Here is a 24,970-nt window from a genome sequence, read left to right as displayed (position 1 = left end):
TTTTACAAGCTCTTTTTATTTTAAGTAGAGTAATAAATCATAAAAATTGTTATATTAAACTTTTAACTTATAAGAGTTTTTATATAAATGCCAAATAAAAACGTAGCATTAGTATTATCTAGCGGAGGCTCAAAAGGGCTTGCCCACATTGGAGTTATTAATGAGTTAGAAAGACAAGGTTTTAACATCACATCTATATCTGGGTCTTCTATAGGCGCTGTAATTGGTGGCCTCTATGCCATGAACAAGCTCACAGAGTACATGGATTGGGTAAAAACTTTAGACAAAAGAAAGGTTTGGGGGTTAATGGATTTTACATTATCTAAAAACGGTTTTCTAAAGGGGGAGCGTGTTTTTAATGAAATGCAATCTTTTATACCAGATATGCTTATTGAAGAGATGAGAATTCCATTTTCTGCAGTAGCTACAGATATAATTAATGAAAAAGAAGTAGTATTTAACTCTGGTAGTTTTTACAGCGCTATTAGAGCTTCTATTGCCATACCTACCGCAATTAAACCAATTGAGTATAAAGACACTTATTTAGTAGACGGTGGTGTATTATGCCCTACTCCTATAGAACATATACACAGAAATGAAGGAGATATTTTAGTGGTTGTTAATCTTTATGGAGATAAAATAGAAAAAACTTCTGCTAAAGAAATAAACCAAAAACCTAGTATTTTTGGTAATAGTAAATACAAAGAATATTTAAGCAACCTTATTGGTAATCTTATTACTTCTGATGGAAACAAAAACAGTTTAGGTTATTTTTCTTTACTAGACATTACCAGTTCTGCAATGATACACAAGCTATCTAAACTAACCATCCAACAATACCAACCAGAAATTACTATCAATATTCCTTCTAACTCTGCAAAAACTTTTGACTTTCATAAAGCAAATGAGCTTATTAAACTTGGAAAGAATTTAGCTAAAAAGCAGATTGAAAATTATAACCAAACGTTTTCTAACACTTGTAATTAGAGAGCTTATATTAATTTACTTTAAAAATTCTCTTGAAATTTTTCTATAAAATCTTTTTTATAAACCCTTCCTATAGGTAAAACATCTTCATTAAGCATATAAAGTTGGTTACCAGAAATTTTTTGTAGTTGTGTAGTATTAGCAATAAAAGACTTATGCACTTGATAAAAATTACTATTCAATTTTTCTAGCCACTGCTTTAAAGTATCTGTACTTAAGTAGTTTTTATCTAAGGTATTTATCTCTGTATAATCTCCATCTGCTTTTATATAAATAATTTTATTTTGATCTAGTTGAATTAAATCATAACCAGATTTTATAAAAACATATTTATTTTTTTCTTGAAGAGATACCGTTTTTACTTTCTCAACAGCTTGCATAAAACGCTCATAAGAAAAGGGTTTTAGCAAGTAATCAACTACATTATACTCATAACTCTCTAAAGCATAATCTGCAAAAGCAGTAGTTAATATAATTTCTGTTTGACTGGAGTATGATTTTAAAAAATCTATTCCAGATAATTTTGGCAAGTGTATATCTAAAAAAATAAGAGCAACGTTCTCTTTGTCTAAAAATTCTCTTGCGTTTATAACATCTGCAAAAACAGCCTTTAACTCTAAAGATTTAGACTCTTTAATATATTTTTGCAAAATACGCTGCGCTGGCGGCTGGTCTTCAATTATAATACAACTAATCATTATACGGTAGGTTTTAATTGCATACTAAGCTTTACAATATAAACATCATCTATTTCTTTTATAGACAATTTGTGGCTATGTTCATACAATAAATTTAAACGTTTCTTTACATTCACCAATCCAATTCCTTTAGCTAAACTATTGGTATTGGTTATATTAGAAAATCTATTTTTACACGTAAAATTTAGTAAACCATCATTTAAAACTTCTATAAAAATATCTATTTCTATACCCTCTGTTTGGCTAGCTATACTGTGTTTAAATGCATTTTCTATAAACACCATTAATATTAAAGGTGCAATGGCATAATTATTAGGTAAATTATTAGCAGAAAAATTTATAATACCACGATGTTCTATCTGTAATTTATATAGCTCTGTAAAGTTTTTTAAATGAGCAATTTCTTTATCTAACCATACAAAATTCTCTTTGCAATCATATAGCATATAACGCAATACCGATGAGAGTTCTAATATAATTTTTGGTGTTTTACTAGATTTTTCAATAGCGTATGAATAAAGGTTATTTAAATTATTGAAAAGAAAATGAGGATTAATTTGAGATTTTAAAAACTGAAGCTCACTTTCTTGCACCAAATTTTTTAATGATTCTATTTCTCGCTGTTTCTCATGATAATCCCAAGCAAATTTAAAACCTACAAAAAGTAAAATAACTGGCAAAGTTTCTACCAATGTAAAAATTAGTCCAGGAAAATAAGTACCTCTAGTTGTGGGGAAATATAACTTCTCTAATACAAACTCATCTATTAATATTACTAAAAAAAGGAGTACTATAAGACTTAATAAAAAGGCAGTATACTTATTTTTTGAGTACAATTTAGGCAGCAAATAATAACCTGTGATTATTGCTGCTAACATATAATTACTAAAAAAAACAATCTGGTAGGGAATTACACTATTAATAAAAGTGTATTCATGAATGCCTCCTTTTTGTATAAACGTATAAAATATAAAAAGAATAGAGGTTATTATTATTTGATATAGTAATTCTCTACTATGCTTTTTAATGAATTGTATCATTAGTATTAATTATAAACTACAAAACTAAGCTATTCTTACTGCTTTTCAGAATCATTCTAAATACCAAAATGACGTTCAACGTATTTAAATTGACGTTTACAGATTTTAACTTTTGTTACCTATAATTTTTTCACACATTTGCCTTCAATTTTTATTAAGTCTAAATAAGATGCGAATTGTAGTTGCAATACTTTTATTAATCACAAATATTTCTGCCTATGCCCAGGTTAACTCCAATAGGCAAATAAAAGGTTTAATAACAGATATTACTGGTGAGCCTATTGTAGGTGTTACTGTAATGCTACAAAATACAAGCAAAGGAGATGCAACAGATTTTGATGGAAATTACTTGATAAAAAATATACCACAAGGTAACTATACTTTACAAGTATCTGCAATAGGTTTTCAGTCTCAAAATATTGCTATTGAAGTAAAACAAAAAAATATAATTAAAAATATAACCTTAGTAGAAGATACGTCTCAACTAAGCAAAGTTTTAATTACAAGTAAAACTAAAGCTGTAAAAATGGAAGAACACGGCTTTAGTGTAGATGCCATTGAAACACAAAAAATTAAATCTCAAAGCTTAGAAATTAATAAAATTTTAGATAATACCCCGGGCGTACGTGTAAGAACAACTGGCGGAATAGGTTCTGATTTTGAATATTCTCTAGACGGTATGTCTGGCAATGCTATTCGGTTTTTTATAGATGGTATACCTATGGATTATTATGGCTCTTCTTACTCTATTAACAACTTGCCAGTATCATTAATAGAACGAATAGAAATTTATAAAGGCGTAGTACCTGTTGAGTTAGGTTCTGATGCTTTAGGAGGGGCTATAAATTTAGTAACAAAAGAGAAACTAACTAATTTTGCAGAGGCTTCTTATTCTTTTGGCTCTTTTAATACTCACAAAATTGCCGTACACGGCCAGTGGCGTTTTAACTCTGGTTTTACTACTAGGCTATCTACTTTTTACACCTATTCAGATAATAATTATAAAGTTTGGGGAGAGGGTGTTTTTTATGGAGACGAATCTACTGGCTTTCAAATTGTAGAATTTACAGAAGATAATCCTGCTGAGAGATTTAATGATGATTTTGAAACTGTAAGCGCTAAACTAGATTTAGGTTTTACTCAAAAAAAATGGGCAGACCAATTTTTTGTAACTCTACTAGCTTCAGATTTAAAAAAAGGAGTGCAAACTGCTCAAACTATGTCTCGCGTGTTTGGTAAAGTAAGAAACAACGAGCAAACTTTTATGCCTAGTATCATTTACAAGAAAAAAAATCTTTTTACTGATGGGTTAGACGTAAATGCTTTTGCAGCTTATTCTTATACAGAAAGTAAAGTAATAGACACCTCATACATACAATATGACTGGAGAGGTGAAGAAATAGGGTATAGAGCTTCTGGAGGAGAAATGGGTTACGATGGGCGCTCTTTGTTTACTCAAAAAGATAATTCACAAATTTATAGACTTAATACTACTTACCAACTCCCTTATCAATTTAAATTAGGGCTAAATTATGTTTATTCTGGCTTAAAACGTTCTGGAGAAGACCCATATACACCAGAATATAGAATTCCATATATTGAACCTCAAAATATTGCATCTCATTTTGCAGGCTTGTCTTTAGAAACTCTAAAATTTCAAGATAAACTACGCACCAATTTATTTGTAAAATTTTACGATTATACAGCTACTATTAATGATCTAGAATATACAGATCAATATGAAATAATTGAATATAAAAATAACATTACCAATTGGGGTGTTGGTTATGCTGCTTCGTATAGATTTTCTAACAACTTTTTACTAAAAACTTCTTTAGAAAAAGCAGCGAGAATGCCAAGCCCTACAGAAGCCTTGGGAGATGGTGTTACCGTAAGTAATAATCCTTTTATTAAACCAGAAAGAAGTTTTAATATAAATCTTGGTACTATTTTAGGAAGATACTCTATAGCCGAAAATCACGGCCTAAAAATATCTTTAAACTCTTTTTATAGAGATACAAAAGACAAATTATTGTTTACCGTATTAGATGCTAGAGACAATGGTCAATTTCAAAACGTAGATAGAATTTCTGGTTTGGGTGGTGAAATTGATTTTATATATGATTTTAAACAAAAACTAAAATTCAATCTAAATGCTACCTACCTAGATCTTAGAAATAACTTAGAGTATGAAGAAGATGGCACCAAAAACATCTTCTATAAAGATAGAATGAGAAATACTCCTTACCTATTAGCAAACGCAGGTATCAATTATACAACTAATAATATCTTACAAAAAAACTCTAAAATCTACACCTATTTTCAATCTAGCTATGTGCACGAGTTTTACTTAGATTGGCCCAGTGCAGCCGCTGCAGAAAATAAAAGAACCATACCCACCCAGTTAGTTTTTGATGCTGGTATGAGTTATACATTTCCCTCTCAAAATTTCACATTAGCTTTTGATGTTTCTAATATTTTAAATGAACAAGTGTATGATAATTACAGACTTCAAAAACCAGGCAGAGCAATGTTTATAAAAATCAATTATCAAATTTCAGAATAATAACAATTAATACAAATACCATTTTATTTATGAAAACAAATAGATTACTAAAAACAATAACACTTAACCTATTTTTAGGGCTAACAATTATTTTTACAAGTTGTAGTAGCGATGATGATGCAGCAACAGTAGTTTCTCCAGAAAACTCAAAATATTTAGTTAGTGCAGATGTAGACGGTTCTGGTTATTATACTACTACAGATGATCTTTTAGAAAATTCTATCTCTATTATAGGTAGTGGCTATGAGGGTTATGCTAACTTGGGAGCAAGTGTAGATGGTTATTTTTATGTTTTTGGAGATGGGACCTTAGAAAAATATGAATTTACAGATACAGGAATGGTTTATCAAAATTCAATTTCAACAGAAGCTTTGGTACCTGGCAGCTTTTACCGTTATATACACAACACAGGTGATGGTGAGTTGTTTTTATCTAATTTCCCTAATGAAGATGGAGACGCTCCATACGCTATTATAGATTTAGAAACTTTTACAGTAGAAAATTATGGTTACATGACTCTGCCTCAAGTAGACGGAAGATCTGCTTTATGGACACAGCCAATTGTAAATGGTGATGAAGTTTATATTGGTACTTTATACGGAGATGCAGATTGGTCTAACATAGCTAGTAACTTAATCACAGTTAAATATGATTATCCATCTTTAGAAAACCCTGTAGTTTTACAATCTACTGCCTCTTCAGGTTCTACAGGAGGGTATAGAACTAATGCTGCATTTGTAACAGAAACTGGTACTATATATCAGCATAATTTAAACAGTTCTTGGTGGCACGGAGATAGTGAATTAGCAAATAACCCTACCGTATTTGTGAAAATTGAGAATGGCGCGTATGATGATGATTATGTGTTTGACATTTCTGCAGAATTTTCTGAACCTATCAACATCTGGAATGCTTGGTATGCTGGAGATAATATTATGTATGCTAATGTTATTAAAGAAAGTGATATCACCGCTTGGGCAGATTTATCTTCTAACATAGGTACATTAGTAGAAATTAATTTAGCTACAGAAACTGTTACAGAATTAAACATACCGCAAGCTCCTTATGTAAATTTATTTAAAGCTGAATGTATTGAAAATGGTAAGTTTTACATTCCGGTGAGTATTAGTGGCGGTAATGCTAATATCTATGAAATTACCATTGGTGGTGGCGCTAATGCTTTTCAAAAAGGAGCAAGTCTAGATGGCAGCAACGTATATATTAATGCATTATATAGAAATTTCTAAAACAGAATCTATATTTACTTTTAACAGCCCTAACAATTTTATTTGTTAGGGCTGTTTTTTTTAAAATTATTAATTTAAGTATTCACCACATATAAGGTAATAGCATTTACCTACATTATGTAGCTAGTTATTTAATTAGTAACAATAAACTATTACTAATTTTTTTTTGATAAATTAGAAAACAAAAACTATTGAAAAAAAGAACAAAAATTACAATTGCTCTTTTGGCTGTAATTATAATAGGCTTATTAATTCCGCAAAACCTATCAATGCCTGTAAAAGGTGCACATAAATCAGACTATAATGCTAAGTCATTTTGGTTTTATCCTTGGGGAAAATCTGTTACACATAAAGGAGTAGATATTTTTGCAAAAAAAGGAACCGATGTAAATTCATCTACATTAGGTTTAGTGCTATATGCCGGAAATATTAGTATGGGTGGTAATTTTGTAGTTGTACTTGGGCCTAAATGGAGGTTGCATTATTACGCTCATTTAAATGAATTGAAAACAACTTCTTTTTCATTAGTTAACAAAAATTCAATTATAGGAAGCGTAGGTAACAGCGGAAACGCAAAAGGAAAGCCTTCACATTTACATTATTCTATACTTACAATTATTCCATATATCTGGAAAATAGATTCTGATAAACAAGGTTGGAAAAAAATGTTCTATTTAAATCCTATAAAATACCTAGAAGAATAAATTTACTTATCAGACCTAAAAAATATTGTATTTTTAAGTAAAAAATGAAAGATATAGAAGAAGTATTAAAAAGCAAAAACATTCGTCCTACAGCAATGCGCACACTTATATATCGGCATATGGAAAAACATAAAACTGCTGTTACTCTAACCGATATAGAAAATACATTTTCTAAAATTGATAGAACTACTTTATACAGAACCCTTAAAACTTTTGAAGAAGGGAGTTTAGTGCATCAAATAGACGATGGCACAGGCGTTTTAAAATATGCACTCTGCAAAACCGGATGTAATTGTAATATAGAAAACGATTTACACTTACATTTTCATTGTAATAATTGTAATGAAACCATTTGTCTTACAGACCATAAAATTCCTCAATTAAAATTACCAGATGGTTTTTTAGCAGAAAACGTCAACTTAGTGGTTAAAGGTATCTGTGACCAATGCACACAAACCTAAAATAAATGCACTTCCATTGCACGTTTACTTTTGTTTACTTGCAAGTATGAAAAACACTAAAAACACTTGTGCTTCCACTCAAAAATCGAAGCAATCTCAAGATACTACGGGTTGTTGTGGTTGTGATCAACCTAAGCCTATAAAACATAAAACTTCACCATATGTATGGCCTGCCATTAGTTTTTTAATGCTAATACTTGGCTTACTTAATGATCATTTTAGTTCTTTAAATTTTCCTGAAGAAATAAGAATCACTTGGTATTTACTTGCATATCTTCCTGTAGGGCTTCCAGTTCTTAAATCTGGATGGAAAAACATACGTAAAGGAGACATTTTTACAGAATTCTTTTTAATGTCTATTGCTACTATTGGTGCTTTTTTAATAGGTGAATATCCAGAAGGTGTAGCGGTAATGTTATTTTATACTATTGGAGAGTTATTTCAGCACGCAGCAGTAAAAAAAGCAAAAGGTAATATTAAAGCATTGCTAGAAGTACAACCAAAACAAGCCAATGTATTTCGTGCTGGTGTTTTAAAAAATGTTTCTTCGAAAGAGGTAGAAATAGGAGAAAAAATACAGGTTCGTGTAGGAGAGAAAATTCCTTTAGATGGTATTTTGTTATCTAAAAAAGCAACCTTAAATACAGCTGCTTTAACAGGAGAAAGCAAACCTACTTCAGTAATAAAAGACAAAAAAGTTTTTGCTGGAAGTATTAATTTAGAAAATGTAATTGAAATTGAAACCACAAAAAGATTTCAAGATAGTTCTATCGCTAGAATTTTGGATTTGGTACAAAATGCTACCGCAAGAAAATCTAAAACCGAATTATTCATCAGAAAATTTGCTCGTATTTATACACCTATTGTAGTAATTTTAGCTATTAGCGTAATTTTATTGCCTTATTTTATAGTAGATAATTATGTGTTTAATATTTGGTTTTATCGTGCTTTAATTTTCTTAGTTATCTCCTGTCCCTGTGCATTGGTTATCTCTATTCCGTTAGGTTACTTTGGCGGATTAGGTGCTGCCTCAAAAAACGGAATTTTATTTAAAGGTGCTTCATACCTAGAAGCAATGGCAAAAATTAACAGCTTAGTATTAGATAAAACAGGAACTGTTACTAAAGGGGTTTTTAAAATTAAAAAAATTGTCACTAACCCTAATAATCCTGAATTAAGTAGTGAAGATGAAATGATAGCTTACTTAACTGCCTTAGAAGCGCAATCTACACACCCTATTGCTAAAGCAATTTTAGAGCATAAAGGCGTTAAAACCAATTATGAAGCAAAAGAAGTAGTAGAAATTGCAGGTAAAGGTTTAAAAGGTAAAGTAAATAACAAAATAGTTTTAGCAGGAAATAAAGCTTTAATGACTGCGCATCACATTAAATTTCCTAAAGAAATTAATAAGATTGTAGAAACTGTCATTTTAATAGCAATTAATAATGCATTTGTAGGTTATGTTGTTATTGCAGATGAGCTAAAAGAAGACGCTACGCAAATGATAATAGAGTTACAAAAACTAGGCATTAAAAATATAATGATGCTTTCTGGCGATAAAGATTCTATCACCCAGCACATCGCAAAAAAATTAAATATACAAAAGGCAAAAGGTGGTTTGTTACCAGAAGATAAACTTAAAGAAGTAGAAAATTGGAAACAAGATCCAGATATTAAAGTGGCATTTATGGGAGATGGTATCAATGACGCTCCCGTTTTAGCATTAAGTGATATAGGAATTGCTATGGGTGGATTGGGTAGTGATGTAGCTATTGAAACAGCAGATGTGGTTATACAAACAGATCAGCCTTCAAAAGTGATTAAAGCTATTGAAATAAGCCGTGCTACTCGAAAAATAATTTGGCAAAATATTGTGTTAGCACTAGGCATAAAACTAATGGTTTTAATTTTAGGAACACTAGGTATTGTAACTATGTGGAGTGCTGTTTTTGCAGATGTAGGAGTTGCTTTATTAGCTATTTTAAACGCAGTAAGAATTCAATGGGCTTTTAAGGTAGTGAAGCCCTAATTTTAGATTAATTAGAAGAAATTAAAAACAGACATTACCCAAAAAGAAAAAAGCCCTTCCTTACTACAGGAAAAGCTTCTCATTGGCTGAACACTTCAACCACAAATACTAAATTCTCCAACTTAGTATTCACAACACAACTTCGTAAAAAAAGCCTCAATGTAACATTGAAGCTTTTTACAATTTAGCGGTCTGGACGAGACTCGAACTCGCGACCCCCTGCGTGACAGGCAGGTATTCTAACCAACTGAACTACCAGACCGTTGCCTTATTGCGAGTGCAAATATAGAACTGATTTTCGTTTCTACAAACTATTTTTACACTTTTTTTTAAAAGAAAATTAAAGACCTTATTTAAAGTTTTGAATACCAATATTATAAGCTTAAAATTATTTTAAAAAAAATTTTACAAACTTTAAGTTTCAGCTAAAAACTTCTCTTCAAATCTGAGAAAAAAATATAAAAACAGGTAATTACAAGAAAGTAATCATCTTTAAGTTTCAGTTTTTTAACCAAAACGTTGACGCTCGACTAAATATGTAGTGAGTATTTTATTAAAATCTTGGTGTATATCTACAGGTACATATTTAATTTGATACTGTAAGCACTTATTTTTTAATTTATCAAAATAATCTTTTACTGCCGCTTCATAATTATATTTTACAGTTTCTGCATAAAGGTTAATACCTTCTCCTGTTTCAACATCAATAAACCGTTTGGGAGCATTATCAAAATTAAAAGAAAGCTCTCGTTCTGCATCGTAGGTATGAAATAGTATTAACTCGTGCTTATTGTATTTTAAATGCCTTAACGCTTCAAACAATCGCTCTTCATCTTCATCTGCTTGAAACATATCTGTAAATAAAAAAATTAAAGATCTTCTTTTTATCTTTTGAGCTATTTGATGCAAGTAAGTATAAGTTTGCGTGGTTCTCTCCTCTACAGGTGAGCTTACCATCTCTTCTAACTTTTTTAAAAGCATTTGGTGATGACGTTCACTTCCTTTCTCTGGAGAATAATAATCGTAAGCATCACTATAAATACTTAAACCTACCGCGTCTCTTTGTTTTTTTAAAATTTGCATTAAAGATGCAGATGCCAAAGCACTAAAGCCTATTTTATTTAATGAAGATATACTTTGTTGCCCCAACTCTGGGTAATGCATAGAAGCAGAATTATCTATAATTAAGTGGCAACGCAAATTAGTTTCTTCTTCGTAGCGTTTTGTATAAAGCTTATCTGTTTTTGCAAAGAGCTTCCAATCTATATGTTTGGTACTCTCTCCCTTATTATAAATTTTATGCTCTGCAAACTCTGCCGAAAAACCGTGAAACGGACTTTTATGCATCCCAGATATAAACCCCTCTACCACCTGTCTAGCTAAAAGTTCTAGATTAGTAAATCCCGTACTTTTATTTAACTCATCTCTTAATTTCATAAATGTTTATATCTGCATTAATAGCTTAGAAAAATTTATTTTTTCTAAACATCTTAAAAATAAAAAAAGGTTTGACTATGAGCCAAACCTTTTTATAAATATATACTTTTTGTTATTACAACAAAGCATCAATTGCATCTGTATATGTATTTTTTGGAGATACACCTACTTGACGGTTAACTAACTCACCATCTTTAAATACTAATACTGTAGGTATATTTCTAACACCATATTTTGCAGCAAATTCTTGATTAGCGTCTACATCTAATTTACCAACTACTGCTTTCCCTTCATAATCTTTACTTACCTCATCAATGATTGGTCCAACCATTCTACAAGGTCCGCACCAAGCAGCCCAAAAATCTACCAATACAGGCTTATCACTTTTTAATACTGTTTCTTCAAAATTTGCGTCTGTTATCTCTAATGCCATAATATTATCTTTTTTGTTTGATACACAAAAATAAAGAAATATTTCGGTTAAACATGCTTTTTAGTATTACATTAGACTATTCATAAATTGAAATTTCCTATTTAGGTGTTTCCCTTCGGGTCGGGCTTTCGACAGTCGCTTTTTTATTTTATTTTAATTATAAAATAAAAAGAGCTTCAACAAACGTCTCTATCCCTAACACAAAAGGCACATTAACCATAAACTTATCACTACAAAAAATTAATTCACTTTGTATTTTAAACGCTGATCTGTTAATTCATCTAATAATTCTCTACAAATTTTCACTTTTTGTTTTCTACTAGCCATATTCAGTTTTAAGCGCTCTTTAAGCTCATAAACCACAAAATTAATAGACTGATCTCCCGTATAAGTAATAAACAAATCTTTTAAGGCCTCTATTTTCTCTTCTTTCAAATCATCTATATCTATTTGAAGAGTTAATTTTTTAGCCATATTCTCCATCACATCTTGTAGCTGTTTAAAAGCATTAAATTGTATTCTCGGCTCTCCAGCTTTTCCTGTATCTTTATTTACCCAACCTGGTTTCACATAAACTTTAATGTGCACAAAATTGTTAGGCATTAAAAAGTGGCGGTATTTTAGATATTCTTCTCCAAATATTCTAAACTCGTAAGACTCTGTATAATCTTCTACTGTAAATGCAGCCCAACCTTTACCCATTTTACTAGTTCTATGCTGCACATCACTTATTATACATGCAATAGACAACTCTCTGCCTGTTTGACTATGCAAATCGTTTAAATCTTCTAAAGCACTATTACAGAAATAATCTATTTCATATCTAAAATCATCTAGCGGGTGTCCTGATATGTAGATACCTACTACTTCTCTCTCTTTTCTAAGCTTTTCCATAGTTACCCACTCTTCACAAGGTGGCACTTGAGGCTCTGGAATTTGCACATCACTAGCCTCTCCAAACAAACTTACTTGAGAGGAGTTTTGATTCTCTTGAAATTTAGCGGCAAACTTCATTACTTTTTCTAAAAATGTAATTCCGTCTCCCTCATCATGAAAATATTGAGCTCTATGTGTAGGCTGAAAACAATCAAAACCTCCTGCCAAGGCTAAATTTTCAAATGCTTTTTTATTTGCTGCTCGTAAATCTATACGTTTAGCCATATCAAAAATAGAACGGTAAGCTCCGTCTTTTCTATTTTCTACAATAGTAGCTACAGCTCCACTACCTACTCCTTTTATGGCTCCCATCCCAAAACGTACTGCATTGTTTTTATTGACAGAAAACTTGTAGTAAGATTCATTAACATCTGGACCAAGTACAGGCAGCTTCATACGTTTACATTCTTCCATAAAAAATGTTACGTTTTTAATATTATTCATGTTGTTAGATAGTACTGCAGCCATATACTCTGCTGGATAATGTGCTTTACAATATGCTGTTTGGTAGGCTATCCAAGCATAACATGTGGAGTGAGACTTGTTAAATGCATACGCTGCAAATGCCTCCCAATCTTTCCATATTTTCTCTAACTTATCTACCGCATGCCCTTTGGCTGAAGCCTGCTCAATAAATTGAGGTTTCATTTTATCTAGTACGTGCTTTTGCTTTTTACCCATTGCCTTACGTAAGACATCTGCTTCACCCTTAGTAAAATCTGCTAGTTTTTGAGACAAAAGCATTACTTGCTCTTGATAAACGGTAATACCATAGGTTTCTGCCAAATACTCTTCACATGCATCTAAATCATAAATAATTTCTTCTGTCCCGTGCTTACGTGCAATAAAACTTGGTATATATTCCATTGGTCCTGGTCTATACAAAGCATTCATTGCAATTAAATCTTCAAAAACAGTAGGCTTTAACGCTTGCATGTGTTTTTGCATTCCGGGAGATTCATATTGAAATATCCCTACAGTTTCTCCTCTTTGAAAGAGCTCATAAGTTTTCTCATCATCTAACGGAAAATTTTCTGGGTCTAACTCTATCCCGTGACGACCTTTTACAATTTTAATGGTATCTTTAATTAAGGTTAATGTTTTTAACCCTAAGAAATCCATTTTTAACAACCCAGCACTTTCTACTACCGAGTTATCAAATTGGGTAACATATAAATCAGAATCTTTAGCTACAGAGACAGGCACGTAATTGGTGATATCACCAGGAGTAATAATTACTCCACAAGCGTGAATACCGGTATTTCTAACAGAACCTTCTAATATTCTTGCTTGATTTACGGTTTGCGCTTCTAGATCTTCACCATCAGAAATATTAAGCAATTCATTTACTTTATCTATTTCTTCTGCTCTAAATTTTGCTTTAAGTCCCTTTTCATCTAAACCAAATATTTTATTTAGCTTAGACATATCTGGAATTAGTTTTGCTATTCTATCTGCATCACTCAACGGTAAATCTAACACCCTAGCTGTATCTCTAATAGAAGATTTGGCTGCCATAGTACCATAGGTAATAATCTGCGCTACTTGATTGGCTCCATATTTTTCAATTACATAGTCCATTACCCTACTTCTTCCTTCGTCATCAAAATCAATATCAATATCGGGCATACTTACACGATCTGGATTTAAAAAACGCTCAAAAAGCAAATCGTACTTTATAGGATCTATATTGGTGATTTTTAAACAATATGCTACCGCACTTCCTGCTGCAGATCCCCTACCAGGACCAACAGATACGTCCATATTTCTTGCTTCCCGAATAAAATCTTCTACAATTAAGAAATAACCCGGATATCCTGTTTTTTCAATAACAGAAAGCTCAAAATCTAATCGCTCTTTAATAGACTCTGTAATTTCTCCGTAGCGTTCTTTTGCTCCTTCAAAAGTTAGATGTTTTAGATAAGCATTTTCTCCACGTTTCCCGTTATCTTCTTTATCTTTTTCATTTAAAAAACGCTCTGGAATATTAAAAGCAGGCAGTAATACATCTCTTGCTAAAACAAACCTCTCTACTTTATCTACTACTTCTTGAATGTTGGTAATTGCTTCTGGCAAATCTTTGAAGAGCTCTTTCATCTCTTCTGAAGATTTGAAATAATACTCTTGATTAGGCAAACCGTAACGATAACCTCTACCTCTACCAATTGGGGTAGACTGTTTTTCTCCGTCTTTTACACAAAGTAAAATATCATGCGCATTCGCATTTTCTTTATCACAGTAATAAGTGTTATTGGTAGCAATAATTTTTACATCATGTTGTCTTGCTAAACGAACTAACACTTCATTTACACGGTTTTCATCTTCTTGACCGTGACGCATTAACTCTATATATAAATCGTCTCCAAACTCCTCTTTCCACCAAAGTAATGCTTCTTCTGCTTGGTTTTCTCCTACGTTTAATACTTTACTCGGCACTTCTCCATACAAATTACCAGTAAGCACCATAATATCTTCTTTATAGCGCTTGATAACTTCTTTATCTATACGTGGCACATAGTAAAAACCATCGGTGTACGCCAAAGACGACATTTTTGCCAAGTTATGGTAGCCTTTTTTATTTTTTGCAAGAAGTACAATTTGGTAACCATTATCTTTTCTAGACTTGTCGGTATGATTTTCACAAACAAAAAACTCACAACCTACAATAGCCGTTATCTCTTTACCGTCGTAAGCCTCCCCATTTTCTTCTGCTTCTGCTTTTTTGCTAGCAACTTCTTTATTGTGCCTCTCTACTGCAGACACAAAGTGAAAAGCTCCCATCATATTAGCGTGATCTGTTAAAGCTACTGCAGGCATTTTTCTTTCTGCTGCTGCTTTTACTAAATCTTGAACACTAATAGTAGATTGTAAAATGGAATATTGACTATGATTGTGTAAATGAACAAAATCTTCCTTCTGTAAAACCTCAATATTCTCTTTTATTTCTTCTTCTGAAAGTTGTTCTTGAGGTTCTTTTTTTGCCATTTTTTTACGAATGGCCTCTGATGCTTTTTTAAGATTAATATGCTTTAACCCTATAAGCTGAATTGGTTGCGGATTTGCTTCGGAAAAATTTTCAAAATAATCTGGCGTTACATCTAACTCTTCAGCAGTAAAAACACGTAACCTTATTAATTCTAAAAAACAACGTGTTGTTGCCTCTACATCTGCCGTGGCATTATGCGCCTCTGCAAAAGGCTGGTGAAATAAGTGTTGGTGCAACTCTGTTAAAGTTGGTAGTTTAAACTTACCTCCACGTCCTCCTGGTATTTCACATAATTTTGCGGTAGTTTCTGTACACGTATCTAAAACAGGTAATTGGGTAAGGTTAGTTTCTATCCCTTCTCGGTGAAACTCTGCCCCCATTATATTAACATCAAAACCTACATTTTGCCCAACAATAAACTTAGTTTTATCTAGCGCTTTTTGAAAACGCACCAAACCTTCTCTTAGATTTAATCCATCTTGAGCTGCTAACTCTGTAGATATTCCGTGAATTTTTTCAGCATCATAAGGAATATTAAAACCATCTGGAGTAATTAAAAAATCATCACTCTCTACTAGCTCTCCCAAATCATCGTGCAACTGCCAAGCAATTTGAATAGCTCTTGGCCAATTATCAGAATCTGTTATTGGTGCATCCCAACGTTTTGGTAATCCGGTAGTTTCCGTATCAAAAATTAAATACATGTGCTGATTTTGCTTTAGAAGAATTGAACGGATAAAATTAGCAAATCACAACACTTAAAAAAAGTAGAGTTATCAACAAAAAAAAACCGCTGTTAATTACAGCGGTTTTTTAAAAAATAAATTTTATATTTTTTTATTCTACTACACAATCTAAACTTTCTAACTCTGCAGCAAGCTCTCCACTATCATCACCGCAAAGAGTTATTTGAGACTCTAACGCCGCTTGGTAAGCCACACAAACAGACTCATAATTTTCATCATCTACTGTTACAGCAGAATATGCTTGAAAAGCAACCACCGTAGTAAGTGCTGCATCTGTACAAGAAAAATCACCACCGTCTATCGTTCCATTTGTTAAAGGAACATCAAAAAAAGAACCTTTACTAATAGTTAACGTATCTCCATTAATAGCATCAAAATAAAACTCTCCAGATAATTTACTTTCGGTAAAAGCAGTTATTTCAATTAATCCCTCTCCCGTATCGCCAGTAGCATAAGTAGTTAATCCGTTAACCTGATAACCTGCTTCACTTTGTGAGCCCAAACCTAGCTCATACTGCCCTATATCTGTTGAAGCTGTTTTTAACGTAATTACATCTAGACCAGTATTACCTGTTAAAGTTACAGAACCATCTGCATTTAAATATGCTGTAGATGAATTTGATCTAAAAAATACTCCATTGACTTCTCCTTGTATGGAGGGTGTGTTACTTTCTATGTCATCTCCACAACTTATAAGAATTAGAGTAAAAAGGAAAAGTAAGGTTAATTTTTTCATAAATTAGAGGTATATTTAACTATTTGAGTACTACAAATGTAAAATAAAAATTAATAATCTTTTCACGAATAATAGAAAATTATATAGTATCTTTGCCGCCTTATTAATAACTGGGGTCGAGAACCCCAAAATTTAATCATTATGCCTGTAAAATTAAGATTACAAAGACACGGTAAAAAAGGAAAACCTTTTTATTGGATCGTAGCTGCTGATGCACGCTCAAAAAGAGATGGTAAATTTTTAGAAAAAGTAGGAGTTTACAATCCAAACACTAACCCAGCTACAATTGAATTAGATGTAGACGGTGCTGTAAAATGGTTACAAAATGGTGCTCAGCCAACTGACACTACACGTGCCATTCTTTCTTACAAAGGTGCTTTATTGAAAAACCATTTAGCTGGTGGAGTACGTAAAGGAGCTTTAACTGAAGAGCAAGCGGAAGAAAAATTCCAAGCTTGGGTTGCAGAAAAAGAAGGTAAAGTAAACGCTAAGAAAGAGAACCTTTCTAAAGCAGAACAAGAAGCTAAAGATATAGCCCTTGCTGCTGAGAAAGAAGTAAACGAAAAGCGTGAAGCTGATGCTAAAGCTGCCGCAGCTGAAGCTGTAACTGTAACTGAAGAAGCAGAAGCTACTGAAGAAACACAAGCTGAAGAAAACACTGCTGAATAAATAAAATTATTTAACGATGCAAAAAGAAGATTGTTTCTATCTTGGAAAAATCGTTAGTAAATTCAGTTTCAAGGGTGAACTTCTAGTTAAACTAGATACAGATGATCCCGAAAGTTTTTTAAAAATGGAATCTGTTTTTGTTGATCTCAACAAAAATTTGATTCCATTTTTTATTGAAAAAAGTTCTCTTCAAAAAAGTAATTTACTTCGTGTAAAATTTGAAGATATCTCTACAGAAAAAGAAGCTGACCTTTTACTAAAGAAAGAAGTTTACCTACCATTAACCATGCTTCCTGAGCTAAAGGAAGATCAATTTTATTTTCATGAAGTTATTGGCTTCAAGGTAATAGACAAGACTTTTGGAGAAGTAGGTATCTTAAAAGGAGTTAATGATTCTACTCCACAAGCTCTATTTGAAATAGAAAGAGAAGGAAAAGAAATTCTTGTTCCGCTCAATGATGATTTTATCTGGAAAATAGATAAGCCTAATAAAGAATTATACCTCAACGTCCCAGAAGGTTTAATTGAGATGTACCTCGATTAAATTTATAACACCCACTACTTATGTCTAAGCCATTTCAATTTAAACAGTTTTCTATTGAACAAGATAAATGTGCTATGAAAATAGGCACAGATGGCGTGTTGCTTGGTGCTTGGGCAAATATAGAAGCTAATCCATTTTCTATTTTAGACATAGGTGCAGGCACGGGAGTTATTGCTTTAATGTTAGCACAAAAAAGCTACGCAGAAGTAATAGATGCTATTGAAATTGACGAAGATGCTTACGAGCAATGTGTAGATAATTTTGAGAATAGCGATTGGGGAGATCGTTTATTTTGTTACCATGCAGGTCTAGATGAATTTGCAGAAGAAATGGAAGATGAAGAATACGATCTTATAATTAGTAACCCTCCATTTTATGATGAAAACTACACTTCTCCTGAAGCTAACAGAAACACGGCTCGTTTTACAGAAGCACTACCGTTTAAAGACTTGGTAAAATATAGTTCTCAATTACTTTCTAAAGAAGGCAGGTTCTGCACTATAATTCCGCATAAAAATCAAGAAGAATTTATTCAGCTTGCATTACAAGAAAATCTTCATCTACAAAAATTAACTACGGTTAAAGGAAACGAAAATGCACCGATAAAACGCAGTTTAATGCAATTTGGTTTTGAAAAAACACCTACCAAAACTTCAGAATTAGTGATTGAAATAGAAAGACACTTATATACTGAAGATTACAAAAACCTAGTTAAGGAGTTTTATTTGAAAATGTAATTTTAACATTTTGAATATTCAAAGCTGTTTTTTTTAATATATTTATTTCTTTTCTCGGAAGAATAGTCACCAAAAAACCAACAACTTATGAAAAAACTTTTTCTTTTACTTTTATCAATTTCAATGTTTAGCTGCACTGAAGATAGCAATGAAACTACCGTAAATAACTCTTCTATTAAAAACAATGAAGAAATTGATTTGGAAAGTGGTGAATTATTTAAGTTTGATAATACAAATTTCCCCATATCAACTGAATTAGGTACCGTTCAAGAAATACAGACAACTACACTTGAAGAATTTTTAACTTCAAACTACGAAGATCTTCAAAATATGGAAGATGATTTAGTTCTCAGAATGGCTATTAGAGAAGATATTACAAGGTTTTACATTGTTAGTATTAACGACATCCCTGAAGATTTTAAAACACATGCTGACCCTTCAGGTTTTTGGAGTGATGATAAAACTGTAATAGCATCTGATTGTAAAACTTGCACAAATCCACAATGTATTGCCGATATTTTAAATGAAGTAACTAATGAAGTTACTGTAAATGCAGATGTTTCATTTAGAACGTTAAACAATGCAACTGGAGTAAAAATTTGTTTCACTAAAGAACTTACATTTCAACTAGAAGAACTTTAATTGCAATCACAAAGCACAATAATATAAATATGGGGTTTGTGAAATTATTCACTTCTAAAAAACAAACCCCTGAAATATTATTTATTGTTTCTATACTTTTTTAATTGTATTTATTCTTTTTTTTTGAAAGCTATAAAACCTAGTTAAGGAGTTTTATTTAAATCTTTAACTAGGTTTATTTCTACGAGAAGAGTTAGTTTTTCTTCTATTATTATGATTACGAGGTCTATTTTGGGCTTTTGGTTTACTTTCAGACTCATCACTACCAGAAGAAGCAGCTTCCTCTTTAAAATCATGATCATTAATTACAGGTAAACGTTGCTGCAATAATTTTTCAATAGACTTTAAGTAAGAACGTTCTTCTGCATCACAAAAAGCAATAGCATTACCACTAGCTTTAGCACGACCAGTTCTTCCTATTCTATGTACATAGGTTTCTGCTACGTTAGGCAAATCAAACTGAACTACTAAAGAAAGTTGAGAAACATCTATACCACGAGCTGCAATATCTGTAGCTACCAAAATACTCAATTTACCTTCTTTAAAAGCACTTAACGCTTTTTGGCGCTGATTTTGAGATTTATTACCGTGTATAGCAGCAGATTGTATACCTGCTTGACTTAATTTCTTTACAATTTTATTAGCTCCGTGTTTAGTTCTAGAAAAAACAATAACTGTTTCAAAAGGTTCTGTTTTTAATAAATGAACCAACAAACTCGTTTTATTCTTTTTAGGAACAAAATACACTGCCTGATCTACACGCTCGGCAGTAGTTTGCTCTGGATCAATGCTTACCCTTTCAAAATCTCCTAAAATTTCTTTAGAAAGACTAATGATAGATTTTGGCATAGTTGCCGAGAAAAACAAAGACTGACGTTGCTGAGGTAATTTCTTCAAGATTTTTTTAATATCGTGCACAAACCCCATATCTAACATTTGGTCTGCCTCATCTAGCACAAAATGCTCTACATCTTTTAGAGATATAAAACCCTGATTAATTAAATCTAACAATCTTCCTGGAGTAGCAGTAAGCACATCTACACCTCGTTGTAAAATTTTAACTTGCGTATGTTGTTTTACTCCTCCAAAAATTACTGTATTTCTAATATCTGTGTATTTAGAATACGCTTTTACATTATCATCTATTTGTATCGCTAACTCTCTTGTCGGCGTAATAATAAGTACTTTTATTCTTCTTTTATTTTTTGGCGGAGCGCCTTCCGCTAAATGCTGCAAAATAGGAATAGTGAATGCTGCGGTTTTACCGGTACCAGTTTGCGCAGAACCTAACAAATCTTTTCCTTTTAATAAAACAGGGATAGCTTGTTCTTGAATAGGTGTTGGTTGCGTATAGCCTTTTTCGGTTAACGCTTTTAGGATAGGCTCAATAATGCCCAATTCTTTAAATGTCATATACTTTAATAAGCTGTAAAGGTAAGCTTATTTTAGGGATTTACATGAAGTTGATTTTTTAATAAAACTATATGGCAGATTTGAAAAATACATCTCAATACAGTTATTTTTTATTTTATTACAATTTTCATTTTAAAATTTAATAAACCGCGGCGTTATTTGTAGAAATTAGATATTAAAATTTTAACAAATTAATCATACCTAATTGTTGTTTTTTTTTATAATTGCACCTCATTTCACGAATAAAAAAAATACTCTATATTTTATTGTTAGCACTTATATTTTCTAGCTGTTCTAAAAATAATCTAGAAACAAATATCAATGATAATTATGAAATTGAATTAACAACAAAAAATAAATTTGAAAACTATATTTACAAAAAAACAAAATTGGTTATTGATATTAGCAGGATTTTTATTCTGCCTATATTTTTCACTAAATATTTTCGTCCCTGGAATTACTGATGAATATTTCTATCAACGACAAAACTCATCTTTTATTAGTTCAGATTTAGAGCTATGGCTTTATTTAGCCCTTGGGATTATCATATTGCCAATCATTGAAGAAATTACAAACAGAGGTTTTTTGATTACAAATAGAAAAATAAAAATTCTATTTTTTATTATTTATTGTATTGAAATATTTTATTTAAAAATAACTTATTCTCTAATTATGAAGGGTTTATTTATTTTACTAGGTATATATATTTTTTTTGCAAACGATATTAAATATTTTAAAAGCACTAAACTCCTTCCTTCTAGAATTATATTAAGCAGCATCTTATTCAGTATTGCACATACTCCAAGTCTAGGTATCTCTTTTATACCATTTGCTGTTAGCTCAAGTTACTATTTAGCTATAGCCTTATTTTTTTGTTGGGTAGTAATCAATTACTCTTTATTAAAAAGTATACTTATTCACATATTTTTAAATGCATTGGTTCTTCTTTTTATTAAAGAACTTCCTTTTAGCAACAGTACATTACAAACAAAAAAATATCCAAAAAACAATACGGAGGTAATCTGGAGAGAACGAAGTTTTTTCAGCAAAGACCTTTCACAATTACAATATCTAAAAAATGGTTATAATATGGAAAATGTATTTCCTTATGAAGCCACAAAAACTCTAGTTAATAACCAAGATTCTCTAACAAATCATATTCCTACAAAAGAAAATACTAAGTATGATATCAAAATCACATCAAATATAGAAATTACAGATTCTTTATACTTTTCCATCATGAGAGACATTGGTATATTTGAAAAAAAGAAATTTTTTAAAAAAGAGGAGAAGTAATAACTGTAATAAAACTGCTCCCTAAATACACTTTTTTAATTTAGCCGAAGTAACCGTTTTTATTACAACTGCATATGATTTTTTGGTTTAATCGACATTTTTAATTAATAATGAACAAACATTTAAAAAATTTCTTAATACAAGTGTTAGTAGGGCAAGTTATTGCCTTACTTGCGTATTTTCTTTTTAATTTGAAGCTATTTATACCTTTATTTATAGGAGCGTCTGTGTCTGCATGGACAGTTTATAGAAGAGAAAATAAAAAATAACAACCTTAAAATTGTTATCTTTTTAAGCTTTTCTTAAATTTAGCCATAAAACTTTAAGAATTTCAAAAATAGCGTATGGCAGATTTATTCCAAGCTCCAGATTATTATAATATAGACGATTTATTATCTGACGAACATAAAATGGTTCGTGATGCTGCTCGCGATTGGGTAAAACGGGAAGTTTCTCCTATTATTGAAGATGCTGCTCAAAAAGCAGAATTTCCTAAATCTATTGTAAAAGGTTTAGCAGAAATTGGCGCTTTTGGACCTTACATCCCTGAAGAATATGGCGGAGCGGGACTAGATCAAATCTCTTACGGATTAATCATGCAAGAAATTGAAAGAGGAGATAGCGGCGTGCGCTCTACAGCTTCAGTTCAATCTTCTTTAGTAATGTATCCCATCTGGAAATATGGTAGCGAAGAGCAACGCAAAAAATACCTACCTAAATTAGCTAGTGGAGAATTTATGGGGTGCTTTGGTTTAACAGAACCAGATTATGGCTCTAACCCTGGCGGAATGCTTACCAATTTTAAAGATAAAGGAGACCATTATTTATTAAATGGTGCAAAAATGTGGATTTCTAACGCTCCTTTCGCAGACATTGCTGTAGTTTGGGCAAAAAATGAAGAAGGCAGAATACACGGACTTATTGTTGAACGTGGGATGGAAGGATTTACTACTCCAGAAACACACAACAAATGGTCTCTTCGTGCTTCTGCTACCGGAGAATTGATTTTTAACGATGTGAAAATTCCGAAGGAAAACCTATTACCTAACAAGAGCGGTTTAGGTGCACCTCTTGGTTGTCTTGACTCTGCTAGATTTGGTATTGCTTGGGGAGCTATTGGCGCTGCTATGGATTGCTACGATACGGCATTACGCTACGCAAAAGAACGTATTCAGTTTGATAAACCTATTGCAGGATATCAACTTCAGCAGAAAAAATTAGCTGAAATGATCACTGAAATCACCAAAGCTCAATTATTAGCACTGCGTCTTGGGCAATTAAAAAATGAAGGCAAAGCTACTACTGCTCAAATTTCTATGGCTAAAAGAAATAATGTAGATATGGCTATAAAAATTGCTCGTGAAGCAAGGCAGATTTTAGGCGGAATGGGAATTACAGGTGAGTACAGTATTATGAGACATATGATGAATTTAGAAAGTGTAATTACTTATGAAGGTACACACGATATTCACTTGCTAATTACCGGAATGGACATTACAGGCATTGCTGCTTTTAAATAGTAACAATAAAAGTAGAGTGAGAGGTTGATGTATTTTATAAAAAAACTTCTAAGCGCTTTATCGTGTTAGATCAAGAAAGCAAATCATAACAAGGGCAACGTTTACAACGATTGCCTTTTTTTAGATATTTCTGGCAGCATTTCTTTTTCAGTTTCATTGTATTTTTTTCACCAGTCTTCCTTTGTAAATTTTGTAGTTGTAAAGGTGAATAAAAGATAAGTATGGAGGTTATTATCATTTTTTAATTTTTTCAGCTTTATTTCTTCTATAAAAAAATCATTTAAATTGCTCTACTATTTTAATAAACAATAATCGCACCTTATTTTTGTAGAAAATTTTTTATATGAACATAGACCACATAGAACACGCTACAGAAGATTTACGTAATCAATTATTAAATCACACTTTATATGATTTAATACAGACCCCTAAAGATTTACAAATTTTTATGGAGCATCATGTTTTTGCTGTGTGGGATTTTATGTCTCTATTAAAAGCATTACAAAGTAAATTAACCAATACAAGTTTCCCTTGGTATCCTGTTGGTAATCCAGAAGTACGTTACTTGATTAACGAGATTGTATTGGCAGAAGAAACAGATATAAACCTTGAAGGTAAAAGACAAAGCCATTATGAAATGTACTTAGATGCTATGCAAAAAAGTGGAGCTAGCCTAACGTCTATTTCTAAATTTATGGAGCAAATAAAACACGGTACAGACATTTACCTTATTATTGCTTCATCTAACTTACCAATTAGTGTAAAAAAGTTTTTAAAATTTACTTTTGAAGTGGTTTATTCTAATCAACCTCATAAAATAGCAGCAGCGTTTACTTTTGGTAGAGAAAATTTAATACCTGCTATGTTCAATTCTATCATAGAAAAAATTCAGCAGCAATTTCCTGAAGAAAATCTTACTCTATTTAAATATTACTTTGATAGACATATTGAATTAGATGAAGATGAGCACGGACCAATGGCTTTACAAATGATTGAAGAGTTATGTGGTAACAACCAAGACAAATGGAAAGAAGTAGAAGAAGTCTCTAAACAATCTCTAGAAAAAAGAATTATTTTGTGGGATGGCATAGAAAAAGAAATAAAAGAAGCTAAAGTAGTTGCCTAAATTTACTTCCATAACAT

Annotated in this window: 20 protein-coding genes and 1 tRNA gene; 13 read left to right on the top strand and 8 right to left on the bottom strand. The window is 31.7% G+C overall.

Annotation, left to right across the window (positions count from 1 at the left end; all coding sequences use genetic code 11):
- Positions 1-87 precede the first annotated feature (87 nt).
- A complete protein-coding gene (locus BUC03_RS13170; RefSeq protein ID WP_073152983.1) occupies positions 88-987 on the top strand; it encodes a patatin-like phospholipase family protein in 900 nt (299 codons plus the stop codon).
- A gap of 20 nt (positions 988-1,007) precedes the next feature.
- Here BUC03_RS13170 and BUC03_RS13165 read toward each other — a convergent pair whose 3' ends face one another.
- Together BUC03_RS13165 and BUC03_RS13160 are read right to left on the bottom strand one after the other, a co-directional pair.
- Positions 1,008-1,685 carry a LytR/AlgR family response regulator transcription factor gene (locus tag BUC03_RS13165; protein ID WP_073152980.1) on the bottom strand — a complete coding sequence of 226 codons (678 nt, stop codon included), beginning with the start codon at positions 1,683-1,685 and terminating at the stop codon, positions 1,008-1,010.
- Positions 1,685-2,725 (bottom strand): sensor histidine kinase, encoded by a 1,041-nt coding sequence (locus BUC03_RS13160; RefSeq protein WP_073152977.1) that lies wholly within the window; start codon positions 2,723-2,725, stop codon positions 1,685-1,687. The genes BUC03_RS13165 and BUC03_RS13160 overlap by 1 nt, the downstream gene beginning before the upstream one ends.
- A 169-nt stretch (positions 2,726-2,894) precedes the next feature.
- On the opposite strand from BUC03_RS13160, the gene BUC03_RS13155 reads away from it, so the two are divergent.
- The 5 genes from BUC03_RS13155 (at position 2,895) to BUC03_RS13135 (ending at position 9,732) form a co-directional block, all read left to right on the top strand.
- Positions 2,895-5,291, top strand: a complete 2,397-nt coding sequence (locus BUC03_RS13155) for a carboxypeptidase-like regulatory domain-containing protein (protein ID WP_073152975.1) — start codon at positions 2,895-2,897, stop codon at positions 5,289-5,291.
- A 29-nt stretch (positions 5,292-5,320) separates the two neighbouring features.
- Positions 5,321-6,538 (top strand): hypothetical protein, encoded by a 1,218-nt coding sequence (locus BUC03_RS13150; RefSeq protein WP_073152972.1) that lies wholly within the window; start codon positions 5,321-5,323, stop codon positions 6,536-6,538.
- 191 nt (positions 6,539-6,729) lie between these two features.
- Entirely contained in the window at positions 6,730-7,242 is a 513-nt protein-coding gene (locus BUC03_RS13145; RefSeq protein ID WP_073152969.1) for a M23 family metallopeptidase, read from the top strand.
- A gap of 44 nt (positions 7,243-7,286) precedes the next feature.
- Positions 7,287-7,703, top strand: a complete 417-nt coding sequence (locus tag BUC03_RS13140; RefSeq protein WP_073152967.1) for a Fur family transcriptional regulator — start codon at positions 7,287-7,289, stop codon at positions 7,701-7,703.
- A 46-nt stretch (positions 7,704-7,749) separates the two neighbouring features.
- On the top strand, positions 7,750-9,732 hold the full coding sequence (locus tag BUC03_RS13135) for a heavy metal translocating P-type ATPase (RefSeq protein ID WP_084112953.1): 1,983 nt from the start codon (positions 7,750-7,752) through the stop codon (positions 9,730-9,732).
- Positions 9,733-9,920: 188 nt separating this feature from the next.
- Here the strand turns inward: BUC03_RS13135 and BUC03_RS13130 are convergent.
- The 5 genes from BUC03_RS13130 to BUC03_RS13110 form a co-directional block, all read right to left on the bottom strand.
- Positions 9,921-9,994 (bottom strand) — tRNA-Asp (locus BUC03_RS13130).
- Positions 9,995-10,239: 245 nt separating this feature from the next.
- Positions 10,240-11,169 carry a DUF58 domain-containing protein gene (locus tag BUC03_RS13125; RefSeq protein ID WP_073152964.1) on the bottom strand — a complete coding sequence of 310 codons (930 nt, stop codon included), beginning with the start codon at positions 11,167-11,169 and terminating at the stop codon, positions 10,240-10,242.
- 115 nt (positions 11,170-11,284) lie between these two features.
- The gene (gene trxA / locus BUC03_RS13120; protein WP_073152961.1) at positions 11,285-11,602 is read right to left on the bottom strand and encodes a thioredoxin; all 318 of its coding nucleotides are present in this window, start codon (positions 11,600-11,602) and stop codon (positions 11,285-11,287) included.
- Between the two features lie 240 nt (positions 11,603-11,842).
- Entirely contained in the window at positions 11,843-16,228 is a 4,386-nt protein-coding gene (gene dnaE / locus BUC03_RS13115; RefSeq protein WP_073152958.1) for a DNA polymerase III subunit alpha, read from the bottom strand.
- Positions 16,229-16,361: 133 nt separating this feature from the next.
- Entirely contained in the window at positions 16,362-17,006 is a 645-nt protein-coding gene (locus BUC03_RS13110) for a DUF6252 domain-containing protein (RefSeq protein WP_073152956.1), read from the bottom strand.
- A gap of 141 nt (positions 17,007-17,147) precedes the next feature.
- Here BUC03_RS13110 and BUC03_RS13105 point away from each other — a divergent pair, with 141 nt between their 5' ends.
- The 4 genes from BUC03_RS13105 to BUC03_RS13090 all read left to right on the top strand — a co-directional run bounded on the left by BUC03_RS13105 (position 17,148) and on the right by BUC03_RS13090 (position 19,598).
- Complete coding sequence (locus tag BUC03_RS13105; RefSeq protein WP_073152953.1) at positions 17,148-17,675, top strand: 30S ribosomal protein S16; 528 nt, start codon at positions 17,148-17,150, stop codon at positions 17,673-17,675.
- Positions 17,676-17,691: 16 nt separating this feature from the next.
- The gene (gene rimM, locus BUC03_RS13100; protein ID WP_073152950.1) at positions 17,692-18,219 is read left to right on the top strand and encodes a ribosome maturation factor RimM; all 528 of its coding nucleotides are present in this window, start codon (positions 17,692-17,694) and stop codon (positions 18,217-18,219) included.
- Positions 18,220-18,239: 20 nt separating this feature from the next.
- Positions 18,240-18,956, top strand: coding sequence for a tRNA1(Val) (adenine(37)-N6)-methyltransferase (locus tag BUC03_RS13095; protein ID WP_073152946.1), 717 nt, complete (start codon positions 18,240-18,242; stop codon positions 18,954-18,956).
- Positions 18,957-19,043: 87 nt separating this feature from the next.
- Positions 19,044-19,598, top strand: coding sequence for a hypothetical protein (locus BUC03_RS13090; protein WP_073152943.1), 555 nt, complete (start codon positions 19,044-19,046; stop codon positions 19,596-19,598).
- 165 nt (positions 19,599-19,763) lie between these two features.
- Here BUC03_RS13090 and BUC03_RS13085 read toward each other — a convergent pair whose 3' ends face one another.
- Positions 19,764-21,011: a DEAD/DEAH box helicase gene (locus BUC03_RS13085; protein WP_073152941.1), complete on the bottom strand. Its 1,248-nt coding sequence runs from the start codon at positions 21,009-21,011 to the stop codon at positions 19,764-19,766.
- A gap of 360 nt (positions 21,012-21,371) precedes the next feature.
- Between BUC03_RS13085 and BUC03_RS13080 the strand changes: the two genes are divergently transcribed.
- The 3 genes from BUC03_RS13080 to BUC03_RS13070 all read left to right on the top strand — a co-directional run bounded on the left by BUC03_RS13080 (position 21,372) and on the right by BUC03_RS13070 (position 24,953).
- A complete protein-coding gene (locus BUC03_RS13080) occupies positions 21,372-22,307 on the top strand; it encodes a CPBP family intramembrane glutamic endopeptidase (RefSeq protein WP_073152938.1) in 936 nt (311 codons plus the stop codon).
- Positions 22,308-22,651: 344 nt separating this feature from the next.
- Positions 22,652-23,827: an acyl-CoA dehydrogenase family protein gene (locus BUC03_RS13075; protein ID WP_073152935.1), complete on the top strand. Its 1,176-nt coding sequence runs from the start codon at positions 22,652-22,654 to the stop codon at positions 23,825-23,827.
- A 343-nt stretch (positions 23,828-24,170) separates the two neighbouring features.
- On the top strand, positions 24,171-24,953 hold the full coding sequence (locus BUC03_RS13070) for a DUF3050 domain-containing protein (protein WP_073152932.1): 783 nt from the start codon (positions 24,171-24,173) through the stop codon (positions 24,951-24,953).
- Positions 24,954-24,970: the final 17 nt, after the last annotated feature.

Source organism: Mesonia phycicola (genome assembly GCF_900141885.1).
GTDB lineage: Bacteria > Bacteroidota > Bacteroidia > Flavobacteriales > Flavobacteriaceae > Mesonia > Mesonia phycicola.
The sequence above is the reverse complement of the archived record's forward strand: the minus strand, read 5'-3'. Positions and strand labels throughout refer to the sequence as shown.

Excerpts from the sequence above, each read along its gene's own strand:
- BUC03_RS13170 (WP_073152983.1), top strand. The coding sequence starts at position 88 with ATGCCAAATAAAAACGTAGCATTAGTATTATCTAGCGGAGGCTCAAAA.
- BUC03_RS13165 (WP_073152980.1), bottom strand. The coding sequence starts at position 1,685 with ATGATTAGTTGTATTATAATTGAAGACCAGCCGCCAGCGCAGCGTATT.
- BUC03_RS13160 (WP_073152977.1), bottom strand. The coding sequence starts at position 2,725 with ATGATACAATTCATTAAAAAGCATAGTAGAGAATTACTATATCAAATA.
- BUC03_RS13155 (WP_073152975.1), top strand. The coding sequence starts at position 2,895 with ATGCGAATTGTAGTTGCAATACTTTTATTAATCACAAATATTTCTGCC.
- BUC03_RS13150 (WP_073152972.1), top strand. The coding sequence starts at position 5,321 with ATGAAAACAAATAGATTACTAAAAACAATAACACTTAACCTATTTTTA.
- BUC03_RS13140 (WP_073152967.1), top strand. The coding sequence starts at position 7,287 with ATGAAAGATATAGAAGAAGTATTAAAAAGCAAAAACATTCGTCCTACA.
- BUC03_RS13135 (WP_084112953.1), top strand. The coding sequence starts at position 7,750 with ATGAAAAACACTAAAAACACTTGTGCTTCCACTCAAAAATCGAAGCAA.
- BUC03_RS13125 (WP_073152964.1), bottom strand. The coding sequence starts at position 11,169 with ATGAAATTAAGAGATGAGTTAAATAAAAGTACGGGATTTACTAATCTA.
- trxA (WP_073152961.1), bottom strand. The coding sequence starts at position 11,602 with ATGGCATTAGAGATAACAGACGCAAATTTTGAAGAAACAGTATTAAAA.
- dnaE (WP_073152958.1), bottom strand. The coding sequence starts at position 16,228 with ATGTATTTAATTTTTGATACGGAAACTACCGGATTACCAAAACGTTGG.
- BUC03_RS13110 (WP_073152956.1), bottom strand. The coding sequence starts at position 17,006 with ATGAAAAAATTAACCTTACTTTTCCTTTTTACTCTAATTCTTATAAGT.
- BUC03_RS13105 (WP_073152953.1), top strand. The coding sequence starts at position 17,148 with ATGCCTGTAAAATTAAGATTACAAAGACACGGTAAAAAAGGAAAACCT.
- rimM (WP_073152950.1), top strand. The coding sequence starts at position 17,692 with ATGCAAAAAGAAGATTGTTTCTATCTTGGAAAAATCGTTAGTAAATTC.
- BUC03_RS13095 (WP_073152946.1), top strand. The coding sequence starts at position 18,240 with ATGTCTAAGCCATTTCAATTTAAACAGTTTTCTATTGAACAAGATAAA.
- BUC03_RS13090 (WP_073152943.1), top strand. The coding sequence starts at position 19,044 with ATGAAAAAACTTTTTCTTTTACTTTTATCAATTTCAATGTTTAGCTGC.
- BUC03_RS13085 (WP_073152941.1), bottom strand. The coding sequence starts at position 21,011 with ATGACATTTAAAGAATTGGGCATTATTGAGCCTATCCTAAAAGCGTTA.
- BUC03_RS13075 (WP_073152935.1), top strand. The coding sequence starts at position 22,652 with ATGGCAGATTTATTCCAAGCTCCAGATTATTATAATATAGACGATTTA.
- BUC03_RS13070 (WP_073152932.1), top strand. The coding sequence starts at position 24,171 with ATGAACATAGACCACATAGAACACGCTACAGAAGATTTACGTAATCAA.